Below are 26,436 nucleotides of genomic sequence, written 5' to 3' on the forward strand. Positions count from 1 at the left end.
TTCACTTAACCAAAACAGCATTGTAAATTGTCTACAAACCCCAACATATATAATAGAGCCAATATTATGGAAAAGGGAAGCCGCTATTTGCGACTTCCCTGTTTTATTTATTCTAATGTTAACGAATACGTAATTCGTTGTCGACATCAAAGAAATGTGCTTTGTTCATATCTAATGCCAAGGTGATCTTTTGACCACTTGTTGTATCTGTACGTGAATCAACACGAGCAACGAATGCATCCTCACCAATGGAAGAATAAAGGAAGGTTTCTGCACCCATTAATTCTGCCACTTCGATGTTAGCTTCAAAGGCAGTATCCTTAGAAGAATCGATGAATAATGGTTCATCATGGATATCCTCAGGACGAATACCAAGAACAACTTCCTTATTGACATAACCACGTTCACGGAGTAATTTCATTTTGCCTTCAGGAATCTTAAACTTATTACTTCCAACAACAGCCTGACCGTCTTCGAGTCTTGCTTTCAAGAAGTTCATTGCAGGTGATCCCATAAAGCCAGCAACAAAGATATTTTCTGGAAGATCGTAAACTTCTTTAGGTGTACCCACTTGTTGGATAATCCCGTCTTTCATAACGACAATACGGGTAGCCATGGTCATCGCTTCTGTTTGGTCGTGAGTAACATAAATTGTTGTGGTTTGTAGTCTTTTATGAAGCTTTGTAAGTTCGGCACGCATTTGTACACGAAGTTTAGCATCAAGGTTAGATAATGGTTCATCCATAAGGAATACTTGAGGATCACGAACAATCGCACGACCAAGAGCGACACGCTGTCTTTGACCACCAGATAAAGCCTTTGGTTTACGATCAAGGAATTTGTCAATCCCTAAAATTTTAGCCGCGTTTTGTACTCTTTCTTCAATTTCTTGCTTTTTGAATTTACGAAGTTTAAGACCAAAAGCCATGTTGTCATAAACATTCATGTGTGGATAAAGCGCGTAGTTTTGGAAAACCATCGCGATGTCACGATCTTTAGGAGCCACATCATTGACGAGACGGTCACCGATATAAAGTTCTCCGTTTGTAATATCTTCAAGACCCGCAATCATCCGAAGTGTTGTTGATTTACCGCAACCTGATGGACCGACGAAGACGATAAATTCCTTATCTTGAATGTCGAGGTTAAAACCATCAACTGATTTCGTTTCTGCCTTATCGTAGACCTTGTCGATGTTTTTCATCGTAATATTAGCCATTTTAAATTCCCCCTCGTTTTCTTTCGTTCTTAATATACTCTAATTGTAAACGTTTTTATGGGCGGGGAATAGGTAGCAAAGTGCACAAAGATTATGGGTTTCCTTGTGAAAATGTGACAAGTTGGTTGAGACGATGCTTTAAAATCCCAATATAAATAATGATGGCATCTTCAAAGGTCTTCGGATCAAGCCCAGTCTTCTCAGTAAACTTGTCCAATCGATATTGTAAGCTGTTTCTATGGATATATAAAGCTTTTGAAGCTGTAGACACATTCATATTATTTTGTAAGAAGATCGTCAGCGTTTCCTCTAGCTCATTGCCGCCTTCAGATAAAGCTTGAGTAATTTTATTAAGAAGGATTTTGGCATCGGTCGTCGGTATTTTTTTCAAAAGGTATATAGGGATTAAGGCATCAAGAGTAATCACCCGTTGCCGCGGATACAACTCTTTGGCAAGTTGGAATAACTCATGATGGATGTTATACCCTTGAGGGGCTAAATGTTCTTCGTAGAGAATAGCTCCAGTGAGCACTGTACAATCAATAAAAAGTTCGGTTGCCAAGAGTTCAACGAGGTCACTGGCAAGGCCATAATCATGGGCGTGACGGAGCATAATAATTGCCTGTCTATCCTGCCAAATAATAACAGGCTGTTTTGAAAAAAACCCATGAATCGCTTCTTCAAATAATGAAAGATCGTGAGGTAGAGCTTTAAAAGAGAGATATAAAGGAAAACTTGGGAAGAAAAGAAGATTTTTTTGCGCAACCGAGACGGCTCCATGGAATAAGAGTTGTGCCCACGCATCCTGTTCCTTGCTTCGGGGCTGAATGAGTTGATCGGCGGTCTTAAATTGTAACTTTAACAATTGAAGCTCTCGTTCTGTGATGGCCATTTTTCGGATGCCGAATTGGAAGCCCTTCTCCTCTTCAAACCAGAAAAAGTCTTCTGGATTTTTTATTTCTTCGTCATAATATGTAAAGGCTTGTCCATAAAGGGATTTTAAGGATTCAAGCATGGGCAAAATCTCCTTTTTAAAGATTAACACCCAATCTTAAGTTAAGATTGGGTGTCTTGGCGTTGGTCCAATAAGACCAAGCAAAAGGGATTAGGTCTCTCGAGGTGGATCCTCAGTTACAGCGATCTCATGATAATAGTCAACAGAAGGATGGTCATACTTAGGATTCACCGTTCCTCCTGCTAGGCCTTCAGACATCATGCGATCGATATCAAGATAGTATTCTTGACGACCTTCGTGTTGTAGATCTTTTTCTGCTCTGATTTTTTTATCCACTTAAGAACCCCCCTTAGTTAAAGGGTTTCCTTAAACCGTTGTTTGTAAAACAAATGAGAGACGAAATAAGCAGCATTTTAAATGTCAGTTGAGCTCTTAAAGCTTCAAGGCGCAAGCCCCGCTAAATGGGTTTACGCATCATAAACATGAAAAAGCATAAACTCATGAACTTGAGTGGTTAATTTTTTTATATCTGCTTCATCTGGGCGCTCATCCCAATCAATTTGCCCGTCATAATGATAGATACCGTTATACAGTTGCCCTTTATAAAAGAAGGAAATACGATATTCTCTTCTCCGGGTTTGTTTAGACAAAAAGGGTTGATATGTGAAATGTGTCATCATGTTCAAACACCTCAAGTCGAACATACCATTTAACCTGAAAGTTGTAAATCATTAATTTTAATACGGGATCAAATCAGCTGCTTCTACAAACCACAGAGGTTTTTGAATGGAGAGCTTGACAAGATACGTACAATAGTCAATCCAATAGTGGTTAACATACTTCTCTTGTTTACGGATCTTAGGGTGGTGGAAGATCACTTTCCCTGGTCTGGCATTAATCTCAAAGAGCCACACCCGGTTATCTTCATCAATGCCCAAATCCAACCCGAGTTCGCCGATGAGGTCTTTTATTTGTTCATCAAGAATCTGGCTCAGAGTCAGGGCTTCCTCTTTAAGGAAATCATAATAAACCTTGGCCTTCTCTTTTCCTAAACACTCTACTAAAGAATGGATTTCCCCTCCATATTGATTATGGGTAGTTATTTTTGAGGGATCAGCGATTTTTATTGCACAAGCACTGACCTGCCATTGTCCTTGTCCGTCTTTATTCGTATGGATTCTAAAATCAAATGGCTTTCCATCTTTGGTTTTTAACGGAATGCCTTGTTGTAAAAAGTAATGTTCGGTAGGATGGTCTTGAAATTCACTGACAAGAAAATGTTTGAGTGATGGATACTGTTTTGAATAGGAACCGTCTATCGTGTTTGTTTGGCAGGTTATTTTTCCATGGTCCAGTGCGGTCACCCGTTTTATGCCTACACCATGGCTACTTTTTTTCGGTTTTATATAGACCGTGGTAAAATTAGAGAGAGCCGTTTTTAAATATTTTTCAGTTAAAGGATAGGTTTTCGGGAGATATTGACTCGCCAGAGGGTGTCCTTGCAATCTTGTGTGTATGTCCCATTTATTAAAAAACTGTGGATTAAACCAAGGAATACCGTAATCCTGTTGGAAACGCTGTTTAATGTCCTTGACCATAGTTAATCGTTCAGCACGGCGATTTGGCGTACGGTCATAGACAAGCTGCGGAAACGGAAGGGTTTGCTCTTGCCATTGATGATCATGATAGACAATGCCACGAATCAAGCCGTTTTCCCAGTGAATGTGTTCGGTTGTAAAAAGGTAGGCACAACCACCATGAGCTTTCGTGAGCTGTAAGAGCTGTTTAAACTGCTCTGTCCTCTCTCCAAAGGGGCGTAAGGTACTCTTGTTATATTGAGTCGTAAATAAGCCAATGATAGGTAAAAAGTATAAGGTGTCTTCATGAATATAGAGGGTCCATTTTTGAGCAAAAGGGATGCCTAATGCTTGCCAGATATCTTCGGAGAAATAACATTTATTATTGCGGGAGGCTCTAAATGTACATAATACCGTTTTTGTAGAGAATGTCACCTTAGAGAGTTCCTTTTGATATAATGCATGAGGTAAATAAACCGTACCTTGCTTTTGATTGATTTTCTCGACGAAGTATGAGTCCATCTTTACTGACCTCCAGATTTGTCATGTGCTTTCGTGCTAGTATATGGTCACTTTATTCTGGGCGTGAGTGGAATGGGAAAGTGTATGAAGAAAAAGGGTGAACGAAATGAGTGTTGGAGAAGTATTAGGGACATTCGTCCTTCTTGTGGTCATCGGTGCGATTATCGGGGGTGTGACCAATTCCATTGCGATTAAGATGTTATTTAGGCCCCATCGGCCGGTTTATATCGGGAAATGGCGGTTACCGTTCACACCCGGTGTCATTCCAAAAAGGCGGGAAGAAATTGCCGGTCAGCTTGGAAAGCTAGTGATGAAGCATTTGCTGACTGCAGATAGCCTGGAGAAAAAATTTGCAGATAGCCAACTACAGGAGCGTACCACTTCGATTATTCAAGGAGAACTTGAAAAATGGTTAGATGAAAAGAAACCTTTTCGTAGTTACATTAAAAATGAAGAACAAAGAGAAAGATTAATCTCGCATGTGAATACGATGATTGACGACTGGGTTATGGGTTCTTTTGATTCTCTTTGGGAGGACAACAAAGACAAGACTGTAAGGGAAATTATACCCGAGGGCATGAAGCCATTGATTGAAAGTCAACTCCCGGAATTTTCCCGTTATATTGGACAACAGTTAACGGATTACTTGGAAAGTGAAAAGGGAAGAGAAACGGTAAAAGATCATTTGGATCGCTTTTTTGAAAATAAAGGTTTTTTAGGCAACATGCTCGGAATGTTTCTTGGGAATCAGAGTCTTGTAGACAAGCTTTATCCAGAAATGATCAGTTTCTTAAGGCAACCGTCCTTTATCATGGCATTACATGAGTTATTGGAGACAGAGTGGTTCAAGATTCAAGACCTCACGCTTTTGGAAATCGATGAGAAATGGCAGGCGGAAGGTACACTTAGAGATTTTGTCCATGAAAGGGTTGTTCCAAGGCTCTCGGTCACTCGTCTATTAGAAAAATCACCATCAGAAGTTTTGTCAGGACTTAAAGCACCGCTTTTAGAAGAAGTGCCTGTGCTTGTTGAATATGGCTTACGCACTTTGTCGGGGAGGATCACAGAGATTTTACAGGTCCTTGATCTTGAGAAACTTATTACAGATCAGGTGCGAGCCTTTTCCCTTCAGGAGCTTGAAGAGGTTGTCCTTTTAATTTCTAAAAGAGAATTTAAGATGATTACTTATCTTGGGGCCTTACTTGGAGGCATCATCGGCGTCTTTCAAGCGATTATTATGCTCTTTATTCAATGATAAATGTAAACTTTTTCGGCTGAGGGATGAAGTGGACCCCTGATTTTTGTTACACTGGAAGAGATTAAATAAATGATGGGCGAAAACAGTGTTTGTCTATTGTAAAATTTCAGGAGGTTTCAAATGGCGAATTTATACGACGTTGCTTACGATTTGGAGAAAGCCATTCGTGAAAGCAATGAATACAATGTGCTAAAAAAGGCACATGAAGAGATTGAAAAGGACGAGAGCGCCAAGCAGTTGTTCGCGAATTTCCGTCAGTTGCAGATGACTTTGCAACAAAAACAGATGCAAGGTGAGCAGTTGACTGAGGAAGAAGCGAATCAAGCGAACCAACAGTTCCAACTCGTGCAGCAGCATCCATTAATTAGTACATTAATGAATGCCGAACAACACATGAGCAACTTGTTTAATGATATGAACAAAATCATCGCTAAACCATTAGATGAGTTATATGGTCAAGAAGGTTAATTGAAAGAACTAAAAATACCTGTGGGTTTTAAAAGTGGAGAGACTTCATGTCTTTCCACTTTTTTTAAAAGATCAGGAAATTCCTGGTCATCAGGACGGTGTGGATTTCCGCTCCAGAACACGCGCTTTCCTCATGCTCACACGACTCAGGAAAGCTGCTAAGAGAATAATCCTCGCAGAAAAATCGTGTTTTTACGATTTTTTGATGTGGGTAGGGTCCGCGTTCGACGCACCATCGGGTTCCCCGACAAGTGCTTTTTACTTTATGGGGTGGTATTGATGTGCGCAGGTGATGCCTGTTTTCCCGATCCATTTGAAAAACGGTCATCAAGATAGCGAGGTGGTGCCCGTTTTCTAGATTCTTTTGAAAAACGGTCACCAAGACAGCAAGGTGATGCCCATTTTCCCGATCCATTTGAAAAACGGTCACCAAGATAGCGAGGTGATGCCCATTTTCCCGATCCATTTGAAAAACGGTCACCAAGATAGCGAGGTGATGCCCGTTTTCTAGATTCTTTTGAAAAACGGTCACCAAGACAGCGAGGTGGATCCCATTTTCCCGATCCATTTGAAAAACGGTCATCAAGATAGCGAGGTGATGCCCGTTTTCTAGATTCTTTTGGAAAACGGTCACCAAGACAGCGAGGTGGATCCCATTTTCACGATCCATTTGAAAAACGGTCATCAAGATAGCAAGGTGATGCCCGTTTTCTAGATTCTTTTGGAAAACGGTCACCAAGACAGCAAGGTGAAGCCCGTTTTCTAGATTCTTTTGGAAAACGGTCATCAAGATAGCGAGGTGGATCCCATTTTCCTGATCCATTTGAAAAACGGTCACCAAGACAGCAAGGTGATGCCCATTTTCCCGATCCGTTTGAAAAACGGTCACCAAGATAGTAAGGTGATGCCCATTTTCCCAATCCATTTGAAAAACGGTCACCAAGATAGCGAGGTGATGCCCGTTTTCTAGATTCTTTTGAAAAACGGTCACCAAGACAGCGAGGTGGATCCCATTTTCCCGATCCATTTGAAAAACGGTCATCAAGATAGCGAGGTGGTGCCCATTTTCCCGATCCATTTGAAAAACGGTCATCAAGATACCAAGGTGATGCCCGTTTTCTAGATTCTTTTGGAAAACGGTCACCAAGATAGCGAGGTGATGCCCGTTTTCCCAATCCATTTGAAAAACGGTCACCCAAACAGCACAGTGGTACCCGTTCTCGCGATTCTTTTGAAAAACCTTCACCCAAACAGTGCGGTGATGTCCGTTTTCTTGGAATGTATAAAATTCTGGTCATCAAGACGGTGAAGCACCCTGCTTCAGAACACGCGCCCTGCGGTTGGATTATTTGGTATTAAAAGTATTCTCAGAGCACCGAAAAGAATCCTGGTTCGCAAACTTTGATTTTTCTCAATAAATCATTTAAAAGGTATTGTGAAACGTTTTCAAATGTTTTATAATGCAACTAAATCGATTTAGTAAACCGTTTTAGCAAAGGAGTCAATATGAAAAGACCGACCATGGCAGATGTTGCAAGGCATGCCAATGTCTCAAAAAGCACCGTCTCACAGTACCTTAACAAACGCTATCATTATATGGGAGAGGAGACGAAATTACGGATTGAGAAAGCCATTCAAACGTTAGGGTATGAAGCCAATGTTCTCGCGAGAAGTTTAAAGCAGAAAAAAACATCGACCATTGGTGTCATTGTAGCAAATATTTTGCATGTCTTTTCAACACAGATCATTCGTGCCATTGAGGATGTCTGTCATGAGCATGATTTTCACGTCATTGTTTGCAATGCGGATGATGATCCAGCTAAAGAAAAGAAGTACATTCAGATGTTAAGGGCAAAGCAAGTCGATGGGTTTATTGTCTTTCCAACAGGAGAGAACAAAGCACTATATGAAGATTTACTTCAAGAAGATTACCCGCTTATTTTTATCGACCGGCTTGTGGAAGGAGTGGCCGTTGATGCTTTTCTTCTCGATAACCATGCTGCCGTCCAGCTTGCAGTGGATCATTTCCTTTCAAAGGGACACGAGCGCATTGGCATCATCACAACGTCACTCATTCACCACGTGACACCTCGAGTCGAAAGGATGGACGCTTTTGGAGAGATTTTGAAGCACCAAGCGATAACATTCGGTCGGGCTTATCAGCGAGGGTTAGAGACGCGAGACATTAAGGCAGGCTTAATGGAAATGTTGGCTTTAGAAGAGCCGCCAACCGCAATTTTAGCTGGAAATGATTTAGCCTTGATTGAAATTTTGAAAGCGGTTAAGGCATATAAGCTTCGTATTCCTGAAGATTTTGCATTGATTGGTATTGATGATATTCCATTTGCTGGTCTTTTTGATCCACCATTAACGACGATCGCCCAACCAACATTTAGGATGGGAAAAGAAGCCGCTGATTTACTCATTCATAAAATAAATGGCGTGGAGGATCTAAAGTCATCTCAGATTCATCGGTTTCCACCGAGGCTTATTCAACGGGCCTCCTGTTAAATTAGGAATCTATAAAAAAGGGGAAAAACCATGAAAATGACATTTAGATGGTATGGGGAGAACAATGATAGTATCTCATTAAGTCAGATTAAGCAAATCCCTGGAGTGGAGGGCATTGTGTGGGCACTCCACGATATTCCGGTAGGTGAAGTATGGCCGCTGGAAGAAATCCTTAAAGTGAAGGAACAAGCTGAACGCTATCAACTCAATATCGATGTCGTCGAAAGTGTTAATATCCATGAAGATATTAAACTCGGACTTCCCTCAAGGGATCGCTACATAGAAAATTATAAAACTACCATCGCAAATTTAGCGAAGGTGGGGGTGAAGGTGATATGTTATAACTTCATGCCTGTGTTTGACTGGACACGAACTGAATTATACAAAGAGATGGCAGATGGTTCTACAGCACTTTTTTATGAGAAAGCAAAAGCTGAAAGTATGGACCCTGAGGAATTAGTTCAAACGATTGTTAACAATCCTGAATTTACAATGCCGGGCTGGGAACCTGAGCGGCTCAGTCAGCTTTCAACTCTATTCTCGGCATATAAAAGAGTAGATGAAGAAGCTTTATGGGCTCATTTAAAATATTTTTTAGAACAAATTATCCCAGTGGCAGAATTACATGACATAAAAATGGCGATTCATCCAGATGATCCGCCTTGGTCGATTTTTGGCCTACCACGCATTATCACGAGTAAAGAAAATGTCGAAAGGTTACTTCGGTTAGTCGACAGTCCTTATAATAATGTGACGCTTTGCAGCGGATCGCTAGGCGCCAACCCGGCAAACGATATTGCTGATATGATCAGGTCGTTTCCTGATAGAATACCTTTTGCGCATATTAGAAATATCAAGATTTATGAGAATGGGGATTTTATTGAAACCTCTCATAGAACAAGGGATGGCTCACTTGATATTTATGGGATTGTAAAAGCTTATCATGACATCGGTTTTCAAGGTTATGTCCGACCTGACCATGGAAGGCACATCTGGAATGAGAAATGCAGGCCAGGTTATGGATTGTATGACCGAGCCTTGGGTGTTATGTACTTATTGGGAATCTGGGATGCTCTAGAGCGCGGCGTCAACAAAAGATAAATAGGGGGGATAAGAATGGATGTTGTGACATTAGGTGAATCCATGGTGCTCTTTACGCCAGAAACGCCAGGCTATATGCGCTATGCTTCAACATTTACGTCGAAAATTGCAGGTGCAGAATCCAATGTGGCGGTGGGGTTAGCGCGTCTTGGTCATCATGTCGGTTGGTTTAGTCGCTTAGGAGCTGATGAATTTGGAAAGAAAATCTTCACTTTTTTACGAGGAGAGGGCGTGGATGTGTCTAAAGCCCTTTTTGATGGTGAGGCACCAACAGGCCTCTATTTTAAGGAAATGGTAACAGATGAGGAAATTAATGTGTATTATTACCGGGGAAATTCTGCGGCGAGTCGATTGTCACCGGAAGATTTAGATGAAGCTTATATTGCGGGGGCCCGCTATCTCCATCTCACAGGCATTACACCGGCTTTAAGCGCAAGCTGCCGAGAAACTGTTTTTAAAGCCATAGACATTGCCAAGCAAAAGGGTGTCACGGTTGTTTTTGATCCCAATTTGCGCCGGAAGCTATGGTCAGAAGAAGAAGCACGTCGTGTACTCCTCGATATCGTTTCTAAAGCCGATATTGTTTTGCCAGGAATCAGTGAGGGTGAATTTTTATTTGGAAAAGACCAGCCCGAAGACATGGCTAAAAAATTTATCGAATGCGGCCCTTCAAGTGTCGTCTTAAAATTAGGGGCAGAAGGGGCTTATTATTATTCAAAGCATGAAGGTGAGGGCTATGTCCCAGGCTTTCCAATAAAGCGGGTAGTCGATCCTGTCGGAGCAGGAGATGGCTTTGCAGCGGGGTTCTTATCGGGGCTATTGGAAAGGCTCCCCTTTGAAAAGGCTGTTCAACGTGGGGCAGCTATCGGGGCTATCGTCACTACTTTTAGTGGGGATGTTGAAGGCTTACCCGATCGGAAAAAAGTAGAGACCTTTATTAAAGGAATGAACCAAGAAGATATTCTACGTTAAGGGAGCGATAGGGATGAATACATTACAAACAATCTTTGAACAAAAGTTAGTAGCTGTTATTCGAGGGACTACGCAAGAGACGATTTTACCGACAGTCCAGGCGCTAAAGGATGGCGGCGTGAACATCTTAGAGATCACGGCAGAGACACCAGGCTTTCTAGCCATCATTGAAAAGGTGAAGCACCAATTTGGCCAAGAAGTATTAGTAGGGGCTGGGACAGTATTAGATCCAGAAACGGCCCGGGCGGCCATCATGGCAGGAGCTGAATTTATTTTTTCTCCAACAGTCAATAGTGAAACGATCAGAATCACAAAGCGTTACGGAAAAGTGTCTATTCCGGGTGCGATGACTCCGACGGAAATTTTGAGTGCTTATGAACAGGGCGCCGATTTGATTAAAGTTTTTCCAGCAAATATAATGGGACCTCGCTATCTAAAAGACGTCCATGGGCCTTTACCTCATATTCCGCTAATGCCAACAGGTGGAGTGGGACTAGACAATATTAGAGAGTACTTTGATAACGGTGCGGTTGCAGCTGGACTAGGAAGTGCGCTAGTGAATACCAAGGCGCTCAACAATGAAGACGGTTTCCGTGAGTTGAAGGAAAAGGCAGCACAGTTTCGGGCAAAAATTTCTTAACCCTCTTTTAAATCATGTAAAAAGAAAACATTTTTCGCTGGCATGTTCTAATTGCAGACGGACTTTCATATGTTTGAACAAGAATCATAGATTAGAGATCTATTCTAGAAAGGCAGATCTCTGAAATAAAGAGGGGGATGACCTTGGCTTATCGCTTACTTGCTTTAGACATCGACGGGACCCTTTTAAAAAATAGTAACCGTCTTGATCGTGAGACAAAAGAGGCTGTACAGTTTGCTATGGATAAAGGGGCAGCTGTCACTTTAGTAACTGAACGAAATTTTCATTCTGCGGCTAAGGTTGCAAAGGCCTTGAAGCTAAAGTATCCAATCGTGACTCATAATGGTGCCTTTATTTCTTCATCTATTGATCAACCTTTTTATACTTGTAAAATTCAACATGATGTGCTCCTTCAACTCGTCGAATTTCTTGAAACGTATCAGTGTCAAGTCCGTTTCTCTAATGAAAAGTTATCTGTCAGCAATCGTTCAAAGCAGAGTAACCTTTTAACGAAAATGACGATTGGAGTCAGTGAGCCGTTGTTTTATCCCGTCGTCTATGTGTCCTCATTAAGTGATTATCTGAGAGAGAACGATGATGATGCAACGGATGTAAAGGTCACACTCTATCAAGGAAATAAAGAGGAAGTGATTCAATCACTGGCTGACTTCTTTCCGACGATTCAAGTCAAAGAAGAAGAGGATCAGACGCTGACCTTATCAAGAAATGGGGCTTCGAAATTCAACGGTCTTGCACGCCTTGCTCAACATGTTGGTATTTCATTGATGAATACTGTTGCTGTTGGTGATTCTTATGATGATCTTGAAATGATCGAGAAAGTAGGTCTAGGTGTCGCCATGAAAAATGCCCCTGAAAAAGTGCGGCAAAGAGCGGATTGGATCACACGCTCTAATGATATGAACGGCGTTGCTTATATGGTCAAAGAGGTCTTTAGAAAACAAATGAAGTCTTATGTATAAACCCTTGGAGGAAGCCCTTCAAGGGGTTTTTTATTCATGAAGCAGAAAATTTCTGGTCAACAGGACGGTGTGGATTTCCGCTCCAGAACGCTCGCTTTCCTCATGCCCACAGGACTAAGGATAGCAGCTAAGAGAATCATCCTCGCAGAAAAATCATGTTTTTACGATTTTTTGATGTGGGTAGGGTTGGCGTTCGACGCACCATCGGGGTCTCCGAAAAGTGTTCTTTACTTTTTGGGGTGGTATTGATGTGCTAGCTTCGGCGTTGTCACACGGACGTGACGGTTTTAGTCGAAGTTCCTTAATGACCACAGCTCATTTTGGAATGGACTCTCTGAAGGTAGGACTCTTAGTTTAAAATGGAAACCTTTAGGTATTCGAGGACCTGTGCAGGGCAGTTTTTATGTAGCGTTGAGCCTAATACCTTAACGAGCATCTTACCTTCGATGGCTGAGGCGCGCCTTAGAAATTGTTCATGGACATCTTCCTAAAAAGCGAAGGACACATATAATGTATCGATTTTACATTTGGAGGTAATGGAAATGAACGAAGAAAGACAGGCACACCTAGCATGGCATGAAACATTAGAGCTTCATGAATTAGTAGCAATGAACACCACCGCTTTAATGAAATTGAAATTGTTTTGTCCGGAAATTCAAGACTCGATGCTTCAACAGCTTTATCAGCAAGCAATTGGTGATCATGAAAATCAGTTAACTGAACTCGTCCGTTTTTATCCTAAGGCCCCAAGACATGAGAACAAAGCCATGAGCCCCAGGGTAGATGATAGTTTTTATGCAGCCGAACTATTAAATTGTGCAAAAACGTCCATAAAGAGTTATGCTATTGCAGTAACCGAGGCAGCCACCCCTTCCTTAAAGTCAACCTTTGTGAAGCATCTCAACAAGGCTATTGAATGCCATACGAAAGTATTCAATTATATGCAACAAAAAGGGGATTATCCTGCCTATGATTTAAATAAGCTTCTAGAAGGCGATTTGAAAAGGGCAAAAATGGCTTTAGACATGGAAGGTTAAACATAAAAATTAAGAGGCCGCTTCTCTCTGAATGGGAGAGATTCTGGCCTCTTTTTAAACAGGGAAGAAAAAATTAGGGATATCACCGGTGTTGATTTCCCCTACAGGCTACTCGCTTTCCTCATGCCCACACGACGTGGGTAGGGTCGGCGTTCGACGCACCATCGGGGTCCCCGAAAAGTGTTCTTTACTTTTTGGGGTGGTAATCGGGGTCCCCGAAAAGTGATTTTTACTTTTTGGGGTGGTTGAGCTGCTAGCTTCGACGTTGTCATACGGATGTGACGGCTTTAGTCGAAGTTCCTTAATGACGTGTCGTTTTTAGCCGACCGTCCTTAGTGGCCTCAGCTAACTTGGGATGGGTTATCGAGTTTCCCAAGTATTATGATTAAAAGTCACCTGTTCCTGCGTCTACTCGTATCGCTTCGTGGTCAACTTCCTCGGAACAACTCGAAGTTTACTCGTGATGTAACGCTGGTTGCTGTTCCCGAAGGCGTCTCGCACCTTCCATTCCAATCAACCGTGTTGCTGATGCTTCTTGCCTTTTGGTAAAAAAACTTTTTCAATATCTATACGAGGTCCGGACTCTCATTGCCCGTTTTTTTGTAGCATCAGAAATTTGTGGAAGACCTTATAAGGGCAACTTTTAACGTGAGATTTAGCGATGAAAATGGACAAGCTTCCCCGTTGGTGAAGTCACGCGACTCGTATAGTCGGAATACTGTTGTTCATCCAACCGTTGTTCGCCAATCCTTCTCGCCTCTTTATCATCAGCGGCCTCAAAGGACTCATCCAGAAGCTTGGTTCCATCTTTTTTAAAAACGGTTAATATATATTTTCGCATGCTAAAGAACGCCTCCTTGTGTCATGGGATAAGATTTTTGTAGCGATATCATAATAAAGTATTCCAGACAGTGTACTAAAATTCCTTCATTAACAGCCTTACTATTATTTTGAACAGAACATATGTACCCAATAGGATAATGTGTGGTAAAATAGAAAAAAACGAGAAGGTGAAATCATGTCGATAACATTTATTCATGCAGCTGATCTTCATCTCGATCGGCCTTTTAAGGGACTGTCATCGTTGCCTCAAGCATTAAAAGCACGTGTGCGAGAAAGTACATTTACAGCCCTCGATCGACTGGTTGAAACCGCAAGAGAACAAAGTGTTGATTTCGTGATCCTTGCAGGAGACATTTTTGATGAAGCCAATCGCAGTCTACGGGCGCAACTGCACTTGAAAAGGGCTTGTCAAAGCCTTGAGGAACAGAATATCGAAGTTTTTATGAGCCACGGGAATCATGATCCGTTAAATGGAGAATGGCATGAGATAACTTATGGAGAAAATGTCCATGTGTTTGGCTCTGCTCCAGAAGTATTAGGTTTTAACAGACCAGGCAAACCCAAGGTGAATCTTTATGGTTTTAGCTATGAAACACGGCATATTACTGAGAGTATGCTTTCCTTATATCAGCGAAAATCAAATGCAGATTTTCATATTGGCCTTCTTCATGGGAGTATAAAAGGCAATACCGATCATGATGTCTACGCGCCTTTTACCGTTCAAGAATTACTCGAGAAGGATTTTGATTATTGGGCACTTGGACATATCCATCAAAGACTGGCATTACAGCAAGAGCCGCCGATTCACTACCCCGGGTCTTTACAAGGACTTTCGGCTAAAGAAACAGGTGACAAAGGTTTTTATCTCGTTCAATTAGAGGAACAAGGTAGTGAAATGACCTTTATATCTGCAGCGGATATTATTTGGCAGCACCTTGAATTAAGCATGGGTGAAGTGGAAACAATGGACCACTTGGTTACAAAGTTAAAGGAAGTTAAAGAAAAGAGTCGCCTTCACTCTCAAGGTGTTTTACTAAGATTACAGTTAAAAAAGAGCAACCATCTAAAAGCACTGCTTGAAGAGGAATTTGTGGAGGAGCTTTTAGAGGTTTTGCGTGAGGGCGAAGAAGAGAGAAGGGATTTTGTGTGGCCCTATACGATTCAGTCTTCACTCACACAGGACTATGACTATGAGCAATTGCGGAAAGAATCCCATTTTCTTGGAGATTTAATAAGATTAAGCGAAAATATAGAGAGTGTACCTAGTTTAGACGAACTCTATAAACATGTGCGAGCACGCCAATACTTAGAACCTCTTCGTGAGTCTGACCAACGTCAATTGATTAAAGAGGCTGAACGATTACTCATTGAAGTCTTACATAAAGAGATAACCTCTTAGATTGCAGTTTGAATAAGAAGGAAGGTGAAGCTATGAAGTTCATTTCCGTCTATATTGAGCGTTTTGGACAATTTTATCAATGGAGTCAAACCTTTGGTGAAGGATCTTTTCTTGTTCTATATGGCCCGAATGAGGCAGGTAAGTCGACCCTAATGGCTTTTATTAAGGCCATACTCTTTGGCTTTCCTAAAAAGACTGAACTCCGCCCCTATATATCAGGTCCCATTGAAAAGCTAGATATAGGGGGAACCTTAACTATTGAGATTGAGAGCATAGGAAGGATTAAGATTGAGAGATATCTTCACAAAAATGAGGGACAAGCCACTCTTTATTTACCTCATGGAGACTTAGGAGATGAAGATGACCTTCAAAGGCAATGGTTAAAAGGATATAGCAGGAGAATTTATGATTCTATCTTTAGCTTTAATTTAGAGGGTTTAAAAGATTTAGACCGTATGAAAGCTGATGAGTTTAACCATTATTTATTCAGTACAGGCATGATGGGAAGCTCAAATATTTTTAAACTAGAAAATCATCTACAAAAAAAGGCGGCCCATCTCTTTAAGCCAAGCGGAAGTGTCCCACCCATAAATAAATTGATCTCGGAACTCAGTGAATTAAAAAAGAAGTTGACCAGCTGGCATCGAACTCTGGATGATTACAAGCATTGGAAGCAGGAGTTAACAACATTACTGGATCAACAAGGGCAAGAAGAAGAGAGATTAAAAGCTACAGAGCACAGGCATGCTCAATTCCTTAAATATAAAGCCTGTGAATCATTATTCATTGATTACCAATTCCTCCTCTCAAAAATCACAGAGTTTACTGATCATGCCTCCTTTCCAGATGAAGGACTCTCTCAATATGAGCAGTGGCATGGTAGGATTGTCACATTACAAGGAGAAGCCGCTGAGCTTAGATCAAGACAGGCTGCACTCAAGGAGAGAATGCAAACAATAACGGTTGATACAGCCTTTATAGCAAAGGAAGAGGAAATTTATAGCCTGCGTCGTGAATATGAATTTATCCAGAGTGTAGAACCTGAATTTCAAGTGAGAAATGAAAGCTTGCGCCTTGAACAAAAGGAATATGCTCTTCAATTGCAGAAATTAGGTGTCGTTGATGCGAGCATCAACATTGAAACATTGCAGACAGGATTCCACATTAAGCAGGAGTTGAAGGAGCTTCTTCAACGCTTCGAAAGCCTCAAGCAAAAACATCAGGTTTTAGAAACAACGATTGATGAACAGGAAGATTTCATTACTCAGCTTCAAGAGACCTGTAATAAAGGCCGAGAGAATTCGATGCCTGATGATCAGTTTCAAGCTCTAGAAACGGCTATTTTTAGGGATCAGGATCGTCAGCTTTTGATTCAAGAAAAGCAAATGAAGCAGCAACAGATGGGTGATTTAGAAGCACGGAAGCAAACCCAGAAAAGGATCGAAACATTAATGATCGGTTTACCCAGTGGCTTCTTGCTTAGTTTGTTCGTACTCGGCGTTGTTCTTATTTATTTTGGAGCAGGCTTAAGTGGTGGGCTTACGATTGGATTTGGGCTTCTTTTTGCTGCTGCCTCATTTTTAATTATGCGTTCATTAAAAGGTCGCCAACCTGTTGAACCTATTCTAAAGGCCATAAAAAAAGAGATGCAAAGAATTGATGAGCTTCTGAATCAGAAGTCTTCTGAGGATCAGCAACAGCTTAAGGAAAGCTATCAAGTAGAGAAGAGCAAGCGTGATCAGTTGCGCTTTGACACCCAGCGATTAGAAGAGGCAAAGCAAAGCTATAAAGAGAACATTACTCGTTTTGACAATGTGCGTTTTGAGATGAATCAGGCTCTGGCCGAGATCAAGCAATGGGCAAAAGTTTATGGGTTTCCAATAGTCAATAATGCTGTCATCTATCTCGACATTTATGATTTGATCGAGGGTGTTAAAGAAAGAAAGATTCGTATGCATCATCTTGAGGTTCAGCAACAAGAGCATGTAGACCGAAAAGAAGCCTACGAGCACAAGCTAGAGATGTTGCAGCAAGAACTTGAAGCTCCTGAATACCAACCTTTTGATTTTGAAGCTGATCTAGTAAAATATAAGGAAAATCAATCAAAGCGGAGGCAATTAGAGGATACTATCCAAGAACTTCAAGAACAAGAAGCGGGTTTAATGAAGAAAATTGCCCGTTATCAAGAAGAATGTGACAAGCTTTTGACTGAAGCGGGTGTTGAAACAGAAGAGGCATTCAGACATTTGGCGAAAAGAGCTGAAGAGCTGAGAGAGCTTAAGAAGCAAAGGGAAAGCTTGTGGCTCCAGATCAATCATGTCGTCCCCCAGCAAGATTTCCTTAATCAAGCCATGCGATGGTTTGAGACTGGCTATTGGGCTGAGACCCAAGAAGAAGAGTTAATTCAAGAGGTAAAGGCACTAAAAGAGAGTCTGGCTTCTAAGCAAAAAAGAATTGCTGATCTCAATTCCGCGATTCGGCAACTGGAGGAAACCATCCCTCATGCTGATTTGAAACATGAATACGAGGAAAAACGCTCTGAACTTAATGATTTAGCCAAACAATGGGCTGTCTACCGCACGGCCAAGGAGCTGCTTACAGAGGCTAAAGAAGCCTATCGAAAAACACAATTACCAAAGGTGCTCCATCAAGCATCTGAGTATATTAAGGAAATTACAGCAGGACGTTATAAAAACATCTTTTTTTCTGAGGAAGATCAGTTTATATTGGAATTGACAGAAGGGAAAATCATTCCGCTTTATCAGCTGAGTCGGGGCACAAAAGAGCAGGTCTATGTGAGTTTGCGTTTAGCTTTGGCGGCTATTTTTTCAGCTCCGTATGCATTGCCTTTATTTATTGATGATGGTTTTGTAAATTTTGATGATGATAGAAAAGAGCAGACCATAAATCTCTTAAAAAAAATTGCGGTTAGAAGACAAGTTATTATTTTGACCTGTCATGAAATGAATCCTAACCAAGGCATGGAAAGAATCGACTTATCTAGTGAAAGGATGGAATCCTATGGCTGATTTTAGTTTTCATATCCATCTGGTAGAGGATGAGGAAAGGTTATCCTCCATACTCAAGGTTTATTTAGAAAAAGAAGGGTGGAAGGTTACTGTATTTAATAATGCAGAGGATGCTTTGAATTATATCCATGATGGCGTTCATTTATGGATTCTCGACATCATGCTCCCGGGGATTTCTGGATTTGATCTTATTAAGAAAATAAAAGAAAACAATTCTGAACAACCGGTGATCTTTATATCCGCACGTGACCGCGATCTCGATAAGATTCAAGGTCTTGAGATGGGCAGTGATGACTATCTGACAAAGCCGTTTTTACCTAAAGAACTTGTGATACGCACGAAAAAATTACTGCACAGAATTTATGGTCAAGGTCTAAAATCTCACTTAATAGAGGTTTCAGGCTACAAGTTTGATATTAATCGACGTAAAGTCTTTGATAAAGAGATGCAGGAAATTGATTTGACAATGAAAGAATTTGATGTCGTCCTTTTCCTTTTGGAAAATATTAATGTTGCCAAACAACGTGAGGAAATATTAACGACAGTATGGGGAGAGAGCTATGTAGGCTCCACGCGAGCTGTTGATGATGTGATTCGAAGGGTGAGAAAGAAGTTACCACGATTGAATCTGGAAACACTCTACGGTGCTGGCTATAGGATAGTGAGCTAAATGATAAAATGGACCTTAACCAAAAGGATCTGGGTATCTTTTATTATGCTGATCCTCATTATTGGATTGATTGTGGGTATTACCTATCCTTTTTCACTTCAGCAGGCCTTAAAGGAAGACTCCTTTGACCTTATTAAGCGTCAACAAGATAATTTTATTCCATATATGCAGGATTATTTAGATGATGAAGATCCCAATAGTTTAATTCAATATCAACACGGTCCCCGTGATGTTGGGCACATTTTTGTCTCCACCAATAATATAGTCGCGGGGGAATCCATTCCTGTGGCTGTTTTAAATAAAATGGTCAGTCAGGCTGAGTCTCAAAAGGTTACGCTTAAAGAGTATCAAATCAGTAATAGCAATGTGACCCTTTTCTATATTGTTCGAAAGATGACAAACGGCTATATTATTTCCTATATGAAAGACACTTACACGAAGGAAATGGCTAAAAAGCTCTGGATGAAATTATTTTATATCCTCATCTTTGCTATTGTCATTGCCTTAATCCTAACAGCTTGGTTAACAAGATATCTTAAAGCACCTTTGAAGGCTTTAGGGAATCAGATTGAGGAAATCTCCAAGCTTAATTGGAAGAAACCCTTTAAGTGGAATAGCGGTGATGAATTTCAACAGCTTTCCAATCAATTTGAGAACATGAGACAGAACCTTGTCCGTTATGACGATTCACAGAAACAATTCCTCCAAAGGGCTTCCCATGAAATGAAGACACCCATAATGGTGATCCAGAGTTACGCGCAATCTGTAAAGGATGGTGTCTATCCGGCAGATGATACAATGGATATAATTATGGATGAAGCGGCACTTATGGAGAAGCGCGTGCAAAAGTTATTATATTATACAAAAGTGGATTCATTACGAGATGAACGACCAGAGCTTAAAAGATTAATCTTTGGTCCGATGGCAGAGTCGATCATTGCGCGTTTTTCTGGTGGACATCCTGAAATTTCAATGATGATAGAAGGACAAGAGGTTGAGATCGATGTTGATGAAGAGCAGTTTTCTATTGTATTAGAGAACTTAGTTGAAAATGCTCTTCGGTATGCTAAGAGTGAAATTACTTTACAAGCGAAAGAAAAAGAGAAGGCACGAGAAATTGTCGTTCGGAATGATGGGGTTCCTATCCCTGAGGAAGAAAAAAATCAATTGTTTGAGCCATTTAAAAAGGGAAATAAAGGGCAATTTGGGCTTGGACTTGCTATCGTTAAAAGAATTGTTGAACGGCACGATGGTCACATAGAGGTCCACAACCAAGAAAATGGCGTAGCGTTTGTGATCACTCTTCCTTTCAAAAATAAGCAAACTAAAAGTTAGAAAAACTAATAGTGAGGAGAAATTAAAAATGAGTGGCATTACACATTGTGCAGAAGGCGATCCCGTTAATCATTATCTCATGATTAAATCAGCGACCCGTTCAGTAGCGAGTAACAATAAACCTTTCCTAACGATCATTTTACAGGATATTTCTGGTGATATTGAGGCTAAGCTGTGGGACGCAACAGCAGAAGATGAAGAGATCTTTATCCCTGAAGCCGTTGTTAAAGTGGAGGGAGAGATTACATCCTTTCGAGGAAAAAAGCAATTGAAAATCCGTGCCATTCGTCCTGTGACTGAAGCCGATAACGTGAACAAGTCAGATCTTGTTCCAACTGCACCTATGGCAATTCAGGACATGATGGATCAGATTAATCAATATATTTTTGAAATCCAAAATCCTAAAATGCAACGTATCACTAGAGCGCTTGTAAAAAAACATCAGGACGCTTTCTTTGAATATCCTGCAGCGGTGAAAAACCATCATGAATACATGTCAGGACTTGCCTATCATGTGACTTCAATGCTTCATTTAGCCAAAGCCATCGCTGGTCTCTATCCTGATTTGGATACTGATCTGTTATATGCCGGGATCATTTTACATGATATGGGGAAGGTAACAGAGCTTTCGGGGCCTATGGGGACAAGCTATACTTTAGAAGGAAAGTTACTTGGGCACATTTCGATTATGGCCAATGAAATTGTTGAAATGGCGAAAATGCTAGAGATTGAGGGCGAAGAGGTTGTTATTTTACAGCATCTTATATTAAGTCACCATTCTAAAGGAGAATGGGGGAGCCCTAAGCCTCCTTTAGTAAGGGAGGCAGAAATCCTCCACATGATTGATAATCTCGATGCGAAGTTAAATATGATGAACCGTTCATTAGAAAAAGTGAAACCTGGTGAATTTACAGAACGCCTTTTTGCAATGGATAATCGTTCGTTTTATAAACCTAGCTTTGAGCAAGCGCGTGTTCCAGTGAATTCAGAAAAAATATAAGTGATTATAGGACAAGGAATCATAATCTTGTCCTCTCCTGCATATAGTGGTTATAAATTGGAGCTTGTATAAGGGAGAGGATTCTGTGAAAAGAGCGAGATGGACGTTTTCGATCATTGGGCTGTTAATCATTGTTTACTTTTTTCAACAAATTGGAGCGTTGAATGGCTTGGCTAATGGCATTGGTAGCATGCCTATTTGGATTATTGCCGTGATTTTGGGGATTATTATTAGTGCATGGCAATTCTTGAAGTCTTCGGGTGAAGAAGAACAGGTGGATCCCCGAGTGATTGAAGACCAGGGAAAGGTCTACATTCATCGGATGGAAGAAGAACGGGAACGCCGTCGTAAGCAAAAAACAAGAGAAGAATTATAATGTGGATGAAGCCAGGGATAAGAGCAACCTGGTTTTTTCTTTTGTGTTTTTAAAGGAGAAAAATATAGCCTTTATAGGTTAGGGATATAACAACGTGTCAAAAAGTTGTTAAAACATCTTTATCGGATAGCTATTAATAACTGCGGAGAATTTTATAGAAGAATGTGCTGTCTTAAGTTATAAATGTTAGGAGTAGAAGGGAATGGCGACGTAACTCACCACACATAAGCACCGCTACGGAATTACACTCCGCTTTCCGCGGGCGGCTGGTGAGCCTCCTCGCGCTCCGCAAAATACCGGGGTCCCCAAAAACGCTTTTTGTTTTTTGGGGTGAAATAGGGGTCTCACCTAGGCCTCTGCTCCCGCAGGACTAAGGAAGGTGACTAGGAGAGTAATCCTCGCAGAAAAATCGTGGTTTTTACGAGTTTTTGAGTCTACGTGTCTTTCCTTCGCTAGCTTGGTTGCATAGCAAAAAAAAAGAAATTCATTGATTTAATTCCTGTGAAACCGCTCAAAAAGCATCGATTGCCATCAAGTGGATTAGAGCGAAAGGCGCCTCCAAACCCAACAGATATCCTTTTGATAATTTTAAAATATAAATCAAATAACGAATAAAATTCCGAAATGGAAATCACGCGATCCGTGAAATACAAAAAGTATAACTTGCTATAGATTGCGACGTAACGGGTAGTTGGATTTCCGCTCCAGGTCGCTCGCTTTCCTCATGCCCACAGGACTAAGGAAAGCGACTAAGAGAATAGGTCTCACAGAAAAATCGTGTTCTTACGATTTTTTGACGTGGGTAGGATCGGTGTTCGACGCACCATCGGGGTCCCCGAAAAGTGTTCTTTACTTTTTGGGGTGGTATTGATGTGCTAGCTTCGACGTTGTCACACGGATGTGACGATTTTAGTCGAAGTTCCTTAATGACGTGACGATTTTAACCGATCGTCCTTAGTGGCCTCAGCTAACTTGGGAATGGACTATTTTGTTCCCAAGTGGATCTTCGGACTCGTGCTGTTCCCGAAGGAGTCTCGTAGTGGATTGGTGAGACCTCTATTAACCATTTCCGATCGGCCTGGGATATGAGTGAGGTAATACAGATTAGACACAAAAAAGAGGATGCCCTCAAAAGTAAAACTTTTGGGACATCCTTTTTAAACGTCAGAATTTATAACTTAGTGGAAGACCTTATAAGTGCAACTTAGGCTTCCGCCATTTGCTTAGCGGAAGCCTCTAAAGAATTATTTATCGCTTTTACTTGAATCCTTGGAACTATCGTCTGAAGATTTGCTGCTGTCATCAGATGACTTACTGCTATCATCGGACTGGCTACTGCTATCGTCAGTAGAGGTTGATGGTGTTGTCGTTGTTTCTTGTGGATCAAAAAGACCTTTGTATTGATCATCTTTAAGGTTGACTTTGATGTCATTGTCTTTAAGCAATTTGTTTAAGACTGTTTGTGCATCTTTCTCTTTTGATGTTAAGTAAGCTTTTTTGACTGCAGCTTTCACATCAGAGAGCTTGTCCTTTTTACCGGTAAGTTTAATGATGTGCCAGCCTGCATCGGTCTTAACTGGTTCACTGATATCGCCGACCTTCATTGAGAATGCTTTATCCTCAAATGCTTGGTACATGGTGCCTTTACCGAACCAGCCGAGGTCACCGCCATTGTCTTTGCTTCCAGGATCAGTGGAATTGTCTTTAGCAAGCTTTGCGAAATCTTCACCGTTCTTGATTTTCTTTTCAATGTCATTAGCTTTCTTTTCGGAATCTACAAGGATGTGACTTGCTTTGACTTGAACGAAAGTATCCTTATTCTTATTGAAGTAATCTTGTAAGTCTTTGTCCGTTACTTTGATACCATCTGTTTGGGCTTTGAATAAAAGCACTTGAAGTTTGGCATCATCTTTAAAGCTTTTGCGGAAATCATCCATAGTTTGACCTTGTGCTGCTAAGGCTTGCTCCAATTGAGCGTCGCTCGTCATTTGATATTGACTCTTGAGCTGTTCAATCTCATTGTCAATTTCATCATTTATTTCTTTGTCTGTTGCCTTGTATTTGTCACTTAAGATCTTTTCGTAAACTAATTTTTGAAGGGAAGCTGACCCTGCTTCTTTCTGAAGTTCTTTGTAGAAATCATCTTTACTGATGTCGCCGGCCTTGGTTTCTACAACACTGGAGTTTCCACATGCTGATAGAGTTAGTATGCCGATAATGACAACAACAATTGTCATCCATTTTTTCATAAATTGACACTCCCATAATTGGTTTTCAAGTTTTGATTAAGACTTTTTATAATATAGCATATAATCGTGTCAAACATTAAGTCTTTCTTCAAAAAATGTAAAAAATCACATCATTAAGCCTTGTCAGGTCCCACATTCAGGGTGCCTTAAGAGACGTGAGTAAAGTCATAATACGTACAGAGAAGTAACAAGACTGTCGAAACATTGACGTAGTTGTAGATAAGCTTTTGCTTCTCTTCGGGAACTTCATTCTTTGTACATAGGCGGTTGACTAAAGCATTATATGTGTACAAAATAAAAAATGAAAAAATGATAAAGAATATAAAGATCATGCATTTGACCTCCTGCGAAAAAGAGCATAATAATAGGTTATCAAAAGTTATAAAAAAATGGTAGCCATATCTTAGCGAAAGTCGGTAATTTTTTGCTCCTTTACCATCGTAGAATAGCTGAATGAGAGAAGGTGATTGTTTGGGAAAATGGAAAAAGGCATTTCTTTGGCTTGCAGGTATTAACGCGGGAATTCTCGTCATTCTTATTGCACTCATTATATGGGTTATTGCTTTGCCTGAGAACAAAATTTCCTCTGATGCGAGTAAAAAGCTGACGGCAACCGAACCTGTGTTTACTGTAAGTAGCCATAAAGCACAACTAACAAAAATGATTAATGAGGAAATTGATAAGCACCCAACTGGAAATTTATCGTTTCATGTGGATATGACTGATACTGTTAATATCATAGGTAATCTAAAAGTGCTTGGGTTAAAAATACCTTTTGAGATGGATTTCGCTCCAAGTGTTGTGAACGGTGATATTCAACTTGAAGAAAAGGCTGCAAAATTAGCCTCCTTCAATCTTCCTGAATCACAGGTTCTAAAATTTATTGATGCAGGAGGAAATTTACCTGATTGGGTAGATATTATTCCCAGTCAAAAGAAAATCAATGTGGCATTAAGTCAATTCCTTATTAAAGATCGTTATTACTTTAAAGCCAAGGAAATTGACCTATCAAAGGATAGTATCCTTTTTAACATCTACCATGTTGCCACAAAACAATAATAGGTTATACATAAAAACAAGGCCACAGTGATTATATGGCCTTGTTTTTTACGGATTCTTTTATTAAAATGCGACAGCAATCTCGGTCATCCTCGATAAAGGCATGTGTGGGAGCCGAAAACAAATGGAGAAGATATAAAATATCAAAAACACTTAACCCAAAGTTAATAGCACCGATGAAAGCATACTCATTCATTTGTGACGGAAAAATGAGTGCAAGTAAAATCATGATAAAAGTCACTACAATGGCAGGGCAACCTAAGGAGATAATAGCCAGATATTTTGAAATAGGTCCTTTAATTTGGCAGTAGACAATAGGAAACCATCGATTTCTCTCAATCACCAAATCCGCTTTTTTCCCTGCTAACCAAATCGGTGCACCATGTAAGAGCTTGTGGATGGGAAGGATAAGCATCAATAAGACAATGAAAGTAATGACATTCAATAGACTTAGATCATTGTGTGAAGCCTCCCTATGGAAGGAAAGATTAAACACAATATAAAAGCTGATCAATCCAAGGATTGAAAAAATCGTTAACTTAAGCGATCCCAGATCCTTAGTGATATTAAAGGACTTCCAACAATTCATGGTCACACCTTCTTTCTACATACTGTTTATTTTCATTCATTAATTTTTATATTCGAGTACCCTCAGTAATGTTTAAGGAAAAGCTACTCAACTAATTTACTTTGAATGGAATCAAAAATCAACCCCTAATTCCAAAAAAAATTTCAAGCAAAATCATACGAAAGTTTCTTGTCTTTTACTTCCCTAAAGAAAAGCCAGGAAAGGCCGCCAATACCTATAGCAGCGGGCCCTCTCAATGGTCTATCTTTAAGGCAAATTTGCTCCTTTTGAACTAATGCCATTCATCTAAACGAAAGGGGGCTTAGACTATCCAGAACTTAAAATAATTTTGGCTAAAAATTGTCATATTTGTGTGACGCCACTGAAGTTTATACGTCCTATGTGTCGTGTGATTTCGCGGATTACCACGGAAGACGAGCCATTTCAGTATCGGCTCAATTCGCATCATGTGTCGCAATTACTATAGATTCCGACGTAACTACAAGAAGATTAATGTCGGGTTAATAGTGTGGATTTCCGCTCCAGGTCGCTCGCTTTCCTCATGCCCACAGGACTAAGGAAAGCGACTAAGAGACTAGTCCTCGCAGAAAAATCGTGGTTTTTACGATTTTTTGAGTCTCCGTGGATTTCCTCCGCTAGTTTGGTGA

The 26,436-nt window shown here is 40.6% G+C and carries 25 protein-coding genes; 15 read left to right on the forward strand and 10 right to left on the reverse strand.

The genetic code is table 11. The annotated features are described in order from the left end of the window. Positions 1-118: 118 nt before the first annotated feature. From IEV91_RS19435 to IEV91_RS19455, 5 genes are all read right to left on the reverse strand, one after another. Positions 119-1,219 carry an ABC transporter ATP-binding protein gene (locus tag IEV91_RS19435; RefSeq protein WP_188499093.1) on the reverse strand — a complete coding sequence of 367 codons (1,101 nt, stop codon included), beginning with the start codon at positions 1,217-1,219 and terminating at the stop codon, positions 119-121. Positions 1,220-1,310: 91 nt separating this feature from the next. Next, entirely contained in the window at positions 1,311-2,234 is a 924-nt protein-coding gene (locus IEV91_RS19440) for a PucR family transcriptional regulator (protein WP_188499094.1), read from the reverse strand. A 90-nt stretch (positions 2,235-2,324) separates the two neighbouring features. Further along, positions 2,325-2,510 carry a hypothetical protein gene (locus tag IEV91_RS19445; protein WP_188499095.1) on the reverse strand — a complete coding sequence of 62 codons (186 nt, stop codon included), beginning with the start codon at positions 2,508-2,510 and terminating at the stop codon, positions 2,325-2,327. A gap of 131 nt (positions 2,511-2,641) precedes the next feature. After that, positions 2,642-2,854, reverse strand: coding sequence for a DUF5342 family protein (locus tag IEV91_RS19450; protein ID WP_188499096.1), 213 nt, complete (start codon positions 2,852-2,854; stop codon positions 2,642-2,644). 57 nt (positions 2,855-2,911) lie between these two features. Then, positions 2,912-4,273, reverse strand: a complete 1,362-nt coding sequence (locus IEV91_RS19455; RefSeq protein ID WP_188499097.1) for a YheC/YheD family endospore coat-associated protein — start codon at positions 4,271-4,273, stop codon at positions 2,912-2,914. 106 nt (positions 4,274-4,379) lie between these two features. Between IEV91_RS19455 and IEV91_RS19460 the strand changes: the two genes are divergently transcribed. Together IEV91_RS19460 and IEV91_RS19465 are read left to right on the forward strand one after the other, a co-directional pair. Next, complete coding sequence (locus IEV91_RS19460; protein ID WP_188499098.1) at positions 4,380-5,528, forward strand: DUF445 domain-containing protein; 1,149 nt, start codon at positions 4,380-4,382, stop codon at positions 5,526-5,528. Between the two features lie 123 nt (positions 5,529-5,651). Beyond that, on the forward strand, positions 5,652-5,999 hold the full coding sequence (locus tag IEV91_RS19465; RefSeq protein WP_188499099.1) for a YlbF/YmcA family competence regulator: 348 nt from the start codon (positions 5,652-5,654) through the stop codon (positions 5,997-5,999). Positions 6,000-6,063: 64 nt separating this feature from the next. On the opposite strand, the gene IEV91_RS19470 is transcribed toward IEV91_RS19465, so the two are convergent. Continuing rightward, complete coding sequence (locus IEV91_RS19470; protein ID WP_188499100.1) at positions 6,064-7,179, reverse strand: hypothetical protein; 1,116 nt, start codon at positions 7,177-7,179, stop codon at positions 6,064-6,066. Between the two features lie 326 nt (positions 7,180-7,505). Here IEV91_RS19470 and IEV91_RS19475 point away from each other — a divergent pair, with 326 nt between their 5' ends. The 6 genes from IEV91_RS19475 to IEV91_RS19500 all read left to right on the forward strand — a co-directional run bounded on the left by IEV91_RS19475 (position 7,506) and on the right by IEV91_RS19500 (position 13,240). Next, a complete protein-coding gene (locus IEV91_RS19475; protein ID WP_188499101.1) occupies positions 7,506-8,510 on the forward strand; it encodes a LacI family DNA-binding transcriptional regulator in 1,005 nt (334 codons plus the stop codon). Between the two features lie 30 nt (positions 8,511-8,540). Then, on the forward strand, positions 8,541-9,611 hold the full coding sequence (gene uxuA, locus IEV91_RS19480; RefSeq protein WP_188499102.1) for a mannonate dehydratase: 1,071 nt from the start codon (positions 8,541-8,543) through the stop codon (positions 9,609-9,611). A 15-nt stretch (positions 9,612-9,626) separates the two neighbouring features. Then, complete coding sequence (locus IEV91_RS19485) at positions 9,627-10,583, forward strand: sugar kinase (RefSeq protein WP_188499103.1); 957 nt, start codon at positions 9,627-9,629, stop codon at positions 10,581-10,583. 13 nt (positions 10,584-10,596) lie between these two features. Then, positions 10,597-11,223 carry a bifunctional 4-hydroxy-2-oxoglutarate aldolase/2-dehydro-3-deoxy-phosphogluconate aldolase gene (locus IEV91_RS19490; protein WP_188499104.1) on the forward strand — a complete coding sequence of 209 codons (627 nt, stop codon included), beginning with the start codon at positions 10,597-10,599 and terminating at the stop codon, positions 11,221-11,223. A gap of 143 nt (positions 11,224-11,366) precedes the next feature. Continuing rightward, complete coding sequence (locus tag IEV91_RS19495; RefSeq protein WP_188499105.1) at positions 11,367-12,203, forward strand: Cof-type HAD-IIB family hydrolase; 837 nt, start codon at positions 11,367-11,369, stop codon at positions 12,201-12,203. A gap of 542 nt (positions 12,204-12,745) precedes the next feature. Then, positions 12,746-13,240, forward strand: coding sequence for a spore coat protein (locus IEV91_RS19500; RefSeq protein WP_188499106.1), 495 nt, complete (start codon positions 12,746-12,748; stop codon positions 13,238-13,240). Positions 13,241-13,895: 655 nt separating this feature from the next. On the opposite strand, the gene IEV91_RS19505 is transcribed toward IEV91_RS19500, so the two are convergent. Then, a complete protein-coding gene (locus tag IEV91_RS19505; protein WP_188499107.1) occupies positions 13,896-14,081 on the reverse strand; it encodes a YhzD family protein in 186 nt (61 codons plus the stop codon). Between the two features lie 177 nt (positions 14,082-14,258). On the opposite strand from IEV91_RS19505, the gene IEV91_RS19510 reads away from it, so the two are divergent. From IEV91_RS19510 to IEV91_RS21790, 6 genes are all read left to right on the forward strand, one after another. Next, positions 14,259-15,482, forward strand: a complete 1,224-nt coding sequence (locus IEV91_RS19510) for a metallophosphoesterase family protein (RefSeq protein ID WP_188499108.1) — start codon at positions 14,259-14,261, stop codon at positions 15,480-15,482. 32 nt (positions 15,483-15,514) lie between these two features. Further along, positions 15,515-18,511 (forward strand): AAA family ATPase, encoded by a 2,997-nt coding sequence (locus IEV91_RS19515; RefSeq protein ID WP_188499109.1) that lies wholly within the window; start codon positions 15,515-15,517, stop codon positions 18,509-18,511. Further along, a complete protein-coding gene (locus IEV91_RS19520) occupies positions 18,504-19,181 on the forward strand; it encodes a response regulator transcription factor (RefSeq protein ID WP_188499110.1) in 678 nt (225 codons plus the stop codon). Before IEV91_RS19515 ends, IEV91_RS19520 begins: the two co-directional genes overlap by 8 nt. Then, on the forward strand, positions 19,182-20,516 hold the full coding sequence (locus IEV91_RS19525; RefSeq protein ID WP_188499111.1) for a HAMP domain-containing sensor histidine kinase: 1,335 nt from the start codon (positions 19,182-19,184) through the stop codon (positions 20,514-20,516). Between the two features lie 28 nt (positions 20,517-20,544). Further along, a complete protein-coding gene (gene yhaM, locus IEV91_RS19530) occupies positions 20,545-21,516 on the forward strand; it encodes a 3'-5' exoribonuclease YhaM (RefSeq protein WP_188499112.1) in 972 nt (323 codons plus the stop codon). A gap of 85 nt (positions 21,517-21,601) precedes the next feature. Continuing rightward, the gene (locus IEV91_RS21790; protein ID WP_229745664.1) at positions 21,602-21,892 is read left to right on the forward strand and encodes a sporulation YhaL family protein; all 291 of its coding nucleotides are present in this window, start codon (positions 21,602-21,604) and stop codon (positions 21,890-21,892) included. A gap of 1,244 nt (positions 21,893-23,136) precedes the next feature. On the opposite strand, the gene IEV91_RS19540 is transcribed toward IEV91_RS21790, so the two are convergent. After that, positions 23,137-24,141 (reverse strand): peptidylprolyl isomerase, encoded by a 1,005-nt coding sequence (locus IEV91_RS19540; RefSeq protein WP_188499113.1) that lies wholly within the window; start codon positions 24,139-24,141, stop codon positions 23,137-23,139. A gap of 146 nt (positions 24,142-24,287) precedes the next feature. Next, entirely contained in the window at positions 24,288-24,473 is a 186-nt protein-coding gene (locus IEV91_RS19545; protein ID WP_188499114.1) for a hypothetical protein, read from the reverse strand. 139 nt (positions 24,474-24,612) lie between these two features. On the opposite strand from IEV91_RS19545, the gene IEV91_RS19550 reads away from it, so the two are divergent. Continuing rightward, positions 24,613-25,200 carry a YpmS family protein gene (locus tag IEV91_RS19550; RefSeq protein WP_188499115.1) on the forward strand — a complete coding sequence of 196 codons (588 nt, stop codon included), beginning with the start codon at positions 24,613-24,615 and terminating at the stop codon, positions 25,198-25,200. Between the two features lie 31 nt (positions 25,201-25,231). Here IEV91_RS19550 and IEV91_RS19555 read toward each other — a convergent pair whose 3' ends face one another. Next, complete coding sequence (locus IEV91_RS19555) at positions 25,232-25,789, reverse strand: DUF3267 domain-containing protein (protein ID WP_188499116.1); 558 nt, start codon at positions 25,787-25,789, stop codon at positions 25,232-25,234. Positions 25,790-26,436 lie beyond the last annotated feature (647 nt).

This window comes from Pullulanibacillus pueri, assembly GCF_014639255.1.
Lineage (GTDB): Bacteria > Bacillota > Bacilli > Bacillales > Sporolactobacillaceae > Pullulanibacillus > Pullulanibacillus pueri.